This window comes from Bacillus cereus group sp. N12 (assembly GCF_016483575.1).
Classification (GTDB): domain Bacteria; phylum Bacillota; class Bacilli; order Bacillales; family Bacillaceae_G; genus Bacillus_A; species Bacillus_A toyonensis.
The window spans coordinates 1-5,225 of the sequence record NZ_JAEHBO010000154.1 but is presented as its reverse complement, the minus strand read 5'-3'; the positions used below and the strand labels follow the sequence as shown (position 1 = coordinate 5,225).

Here is a 5,225-nt window from a genome sequence, read left to right as displayed (position 1 = left end):
GTTATATACATCCTCATGTAGCTCGTCACGTTGCTTATCCAGTGTAATGACATGCGTAGAGTCTTCATACCATTTAATGTCCTTTAACGTTGATTCTACACCATTATAAATAATGTTAGCACTATCCGTATTAATCATTTCATCATGACGCGCTTGTACAACAAACGCCGGTGCATAAATCATATCAACATTATTACGTACATCAGCAATTAGCTCTTGTAATGCTTTTAATGTATTCATCGGTGTCTGTTGGAATTCCAACATTTCTTGTTCAATTTGCTCTGGTGATTTTTGCTCACGCTTTTTATATTCGCGGGCATATGCCAATATACCTTGGTACATTGTTTCTTCACTCTTAATATACATCGGTGCACACATTGGTACCACACCTAAAACAGGGATTGTATATGCTAATTTCAGAGAAAATACTCCGCCTAGTGACAAACCAACGACAGCAATTTTCTCAAAGCCTTTATCTTTTAAAAGCTGATATGCCTCCGTTACATCTTGCCACCAATCTGTAGGACCTGTATGAACAAGTTCTTCTGGTGGTACGCCGTGCCCTTTATAAATTGGCGCATGACAAGTATAGCCTTTCTTTTCTAAGAAACGCCCTAACATACGTACATCAGCTGAGTTTCCTGTGAATCCATGTAGTAATAAAACAGCGCGGTCTCCACCCTCAAATGTAAATGGTTTCGGAGATGCTAATTTCATCATGTACTTCTCCTCTTTCTCTTCTGTAATCTAGTCGTATTCTTTCTATATCTTAGTGTACCATATTTATATTTCTATAATCTAATTAGAAACTTTTTTCAAATAACAAAATAAAAAAAGAAGAACCATTAGTACAAACTACTAACGCTTCTTCTTTCAATTCTATAAGTTTAAGTACGTAACAGCAATTGTTAATACAAAGAACAATACAGCTAAAACAATTGTAATACGGTTTAATACCGCTTCAATTCCACGTGCTTTTTGCTTACCAAATAATTGCTCTGCACCGCCGGAAATTGCACCTGAAAGGCCTGAGCTATTACTAGACTGCATAAGTACCATAACAATCATTAAAATCGATACAATAATAAGTAAAACGGATAATAACGTATGCACTTGGCGTACCTCCTACAAAGATTCAGTTATTTTAACTGTAGCATAAATCCTATAGAAAAGCGAGAGCTATAGAGTCGCTCTCGCTTTTCTTCTATTACATAAACATCATTGCAAATAACGGTCCGAGCAAACATGTCAAAATTGCTGTTAATGTCATTGTTACCGATCCAATAACACCTTCATGTTCGTTATTTTTCATTGCTCTCATAACACCCATAATATGAGAAGCACATCCAAATCCGATACCTTTACCAACCGAGTTTGTAACGCGGCTCCATTTTAATAAAATTGGACCTGTAATCGTTCCAGTAATACCTGCGATAACTACGAATGCCGCTGTTAAGGATGGAACACCACCAACTTGTTCAGAAACGCTCATTGCAACCGGCATTGTCACTGATTTTGGTAATGAAGATAAAATTAAACTTTTATCTGTTCCCATAAGTGAGGCAATAGCAAAATCACTCGCAATCGCAACTGTTGTACCTACTAATACTCCGCCCGCAATCGGTACAACATATTTTTGCAGCACATGACGTTGTTTGTAAAGCGGGATTGCAAATGCTACAACACCTGGTCCAAGTAACTTCGCAATCCAGCCACCACCGCTTTCCATATAATGTTGATATGGTATATCAAGCACAATAAATAAGAAAGCCATTAATCCTGTCGCTACAAGCATTGGAATAGTAAATGGTGTTGGAAATAATTGATAGATTTTTTTAGATAATTGATATAATAGCACCGTAAAAAGAACCCAACCGATTCCGATTAATATTTGACTCATCATGACTCTCTTTCCTTTCTATTCGCAAGATATTGCCCTGTATGTCCTGCGACAATGATAATTAAAAACGTACTCGCTACAACTGTAATGAAAAGAGAAATTCCTTTACTCATAAAAAAAGCACCGTAATTCATTAAGCCAAGCGTTGGCGGAATTAATAAAAACGGCATAATAGCGACGAGTGTTTCCGCTCCTAAATCAAACCATTTCACTGGAAGTACTTTTAGGCTAAGTAAAACAAGTAAAAGAAACATCCCAATCAAGCTTCCTGGAATTGGAATATTCAACATTTCTTGCACCCAAGTTCCAACCATATAAAACACATAAAGAGCAGCAATTTGGACAAGGATCTTTGTAAATTTCATGTTCATCATCCCTCATGTTTATACGATCTTCTGTTAATATCTTTATCATAGTATAAATTGTAAAAAGCTGCAATTTATCAACTTGACAACAAAAACCGCCCATGTTATACGCTTACACCCTTGATATGACTGCATTTACAAATGAAATTTAAGTCAAAAACCTTGACCTAATATAAAAAGTTTTTATTTTCTGAATTTATCCCATTACTATTTCAAGAAAACAAACTTTTTTATTCTTCCTATCCGAAAACTTACATATATATAAAGTGAAACTTTAATTAATGGGGGCTTCATCCCCGCGGATTATTAGCCTTCACCAATCGAGCGTTTACGGGCAGCCCAACCCCCGCATAACTTTTTTGCTTTTTTTGAATTTTAAGGTCGGGGTCTTATTGCCCGTTACTGTGGGGTAAACAAGATAGGTGGTGAACATATGCCCAAAAAAGTTCTTATTTTTTGTGATCCTGGAATCGATGATACGATAGCCCTCCTCCTTGCATTTTATATTGATGAAATTGAAATCGTTGGGATTGTGGCTGATTACGGCAATGTTCCAAAGGAAATGGCCGTACAAAATGCTCATTTTCTGAAGTACGAAACAAAGAATAGGAATATCAAGATATTCGGTGGTTCAGAACGTCCCCTTACTGGTACCCCTCCCGCTTTCTTTACAGATGTACACGGGAAACAGGGACTCGGACCAATTATTCCAAAGGAGAATGTGACTAACGGAGAAATGGAGAATTTTTTTGAAGTTATTCCTCTTATTGAACAGTATAAAGATGAATTAATTATTGTAAGTTTAGGAAGACTTACCTCTCTAGCGATTTTATTTATCTTATGTAAAGAGTTAATGAAGCAAATTAACTCTTACTACGTAATGGGCGGCACCTTTTTACATCCCGGTAATGTTACCCCTATTTCAGAAGCAAACTTCTATGGTGATCCTACTGCTGCTAATATAGTCCTTCAATCTACAGCTAACATGTACATATATCCATTAAACGTCACTCAATATTCCATCATTACACCAGAAATGGCTGAATACATTGAAGCCATAGGAAAAGCGCCACTTGTTAAACCGTTATTCGATCATTATTACTACGGATATTATAAAGATGCCTTACCGCATTTAAAGGGCAGCCCCTTTCATGACACAATGCCAATACTCGCCTTATTTGATAACTCTATGTTCACTTATCATAAGTCACCTATCGTTGTCATGACGGAATCCTATGCACAGGGAGCAAGTATTGGAGAATTTCGCTCTTTAATGGAGCCAAAGCCATTTATTAATTGGCCGAGTCATCAAATTGCAATTGATTTTGATTATAACCGCTTCTTTAAACATTTCATGTCGCTTATGACGGGTGAGCAATTTTAGCATAAAAAAAACAGACCGTGATTTCTCACGGTCTGTCGTTATTTTCTACAATTATCGTTTGATGTTGTAGAAAGATTTAATACCATCGTAAACAGCGATTTCGCCTAGTTCGTCTTCGATGCGTAATAATTGGTTGTACTTAGCAATACGGTCAGTACGGCTCATAGAACCAGTTTTGATTTGGCCAGCGTTAGTTGCAACTGCGATGTCAGCGATTGTAGCATCTTCAGTTTCACCAGAACGGTGAGATACAACTGCTGTGTAACCAGCACGTTTAGCCATTTCGATAGCTTCGAAAGTCTCAGTTAAAGTACCGATTTGGTTAACTTTAATTAAGATTGAGTTAGAGATACCTTTTTCGATACCTTCAGCAAGTTTTTGAGTGTTAGTTACGAATAAGTCGTCACCAACTAATTGTACTTTATCACCGATACGCTCAGTTAATAATTTGTGACCATCCCAGTCGTTTTCGTCTAAACCATCTTCGATAGAGATGATTGGGAAGTCTTTGCAAAGCTCTTCGTAGAAATCAACCATTTCTGCAGAAGTTAAGCCAGTACGGCCTTCGCCTGCAAGGTCATATTTACCAGTTTCTTTGTTGTAGAACTCAGAAGAAGCAACGTCCATTCCTAAGAATACGTTCTCGCCAGCTTTGTAACCAGCTTTTTCGATAGCTTCGATGATTACTTCTAGAGCTTCACGGTTAGAACCAAGGTTTGGAGCGAATCCACCTTCGTCACCTACTGCAGTATTAAGACCTTTGTCATGTAATACAGCTTTAAGTGCATGGAATACTTCAGCACCCATACGGATTGATTCTTTGAATGTTGGAGCGCCAACTGGTAAGATCATGAACTCTTGGAAGTCTACGTTGTTATCAGCGTGAGAACCACCGTTGATGATGTTCATCATTGGAGTTGGTAATTGTTTTGCATTGAATCCACCAAGGTAACGGTATAATGGAAGACCTACGAAGTCAGCTGCTGCGTGAGCTACTGCCATAGATACACCAAGGATAGCGTTAGCGCCTAGTTTACCTTTGTTTGGAGTGCCATCTAATTCGATCATAGCACGGTCGATACCAGCTTGGTCAGTTACATCGAAACCAGCGATTTCTGGAGCGATAATTTCGTTAACGTTGTTTACTGCGTTAATAACACCTTTACCAAGGTAACGAGATTTGTCACCGTCACGTAATTCTACTGCTTCGTGCTCACCAGTAGATGCACCACTTGGTACGATAGCGCGTCCGAAAGCGCCGCTTTCTGTGTAAACTTCTACTTCTACAGTTGGGTTACCACGAGAGTCAAGGACTTCGCGAGCATAAACATCAATAATTGTTGACATAATAAATTCTCTCCTTTTTATATAAGCAAATTATTTAATAATTGTTTTACCTGTCATTTCTTTCGGTTGTTCCACATTTAAAAGTGTAAGCATTGTTGGGGCGATATCTCCTAAAATACCACCTTCACGAAGCTCTACATCATTTTTTGTAACGATGAAAGGAACCGGGTTAGTTGTATGAGCTGTCATAGGCCCGCCATCAGCAGTTAACTCCTGATCAGCATTACCA

General features: G+C 38.1%; 6 protein-coding genes and 1 pseudogene. 1 reads left to right on the top strand and 6 read right to left on the bottom strand.

Going from position 1 to position 5,225, the window contains the following annotated elements:
- The 4 genes from estA to JDS92_RS29565 form a co-directional block, all read right to left on the bottom strand.
- Nucleotides 1-717: carboxylesterase (gene estA / locus JDS92_RS29580; protein ID WP_199633002.1), on the bottom strand; the 717-nt coding region annotated here is incomplete at its 3' end.
- A gap of 162 nt (nucleotides 718-879) precedes the next feature.
- Entirely contained in the window at nucleotides 880-1,113 is a 234-nt protein-coding gene (gene secG, locus JDS92_RS29575) for a preprotein translocase subunit SecG (protein WP_000557263.1), read from the bottom strand.
- A 94-nt stretch (nucleotides 1,114-1,207) separates the two neighbouring features.
- On the bottom strand, nucleotides 1,208-1,900 hold the full coding sequence (locus tag JDS92_RS29570) for an LrgB family protein (RefSeq protein ID WP_000078307.1): 693 nt from the start codon (nucleotides 1,898-1,900) through the stop codon (nucleotides 1,208-1,210).
- A complete protein-coding gene (locus tag JDS92_RS29565) occupies nucleotides 1,900-2,265 on the bottom strand; it encodes a CidA/LrgA family holin-like protein (RefSeq protein ID WP_000673221.1) in 366 nt (121 codons plus the stop codon). Before JDS92_RS29565 ends, JDS92_RS29570 begins: the two co-directional genes overlap by 1 nt.
- A gap of 433 nt (nucleotides 2,266-2,698) precedes the next feature.
- Between JDS92_RS29565 and JDS92_RS29560 the strand changes: the two genes are divergently transcribed.
- Complete coding sequence (locus JDS92_RS29560) at nucleotides 2,699-3,649, top strand: nucleoside hydrolase (protein WP_199633001.1); 951 nt, start codon at nucleotides 2,699-2,701, stop codon at nucleotides 3,647-3,649.
- 51 nt (nucleotides 3,650-3,700) lie between these two features.
- On the opposite strand, the gene eno is transcribed toward JDS92_RS29560, so the two are convergent.
- A complete protein-coding gene (gene eno / locus JDS92_RS29555) occupies nucleotides 3,701-4,996 on the bottom strand; it encodes a phosphopyruvate hydratase (RefSeq protein WP_000103945.1) in 1,296 nt (431 codons plus the stop codon).
- 30 nt (nucleotides 4,997-5,026) lie between these two features.
- A pseudogene (locus JDS92_RS29550) lies at nucleotides 5,027-5,225 on the bottom strand (2,3-bisphosphoglycerate-independent phosphoglycerate mutase); the annotation flags it as partial.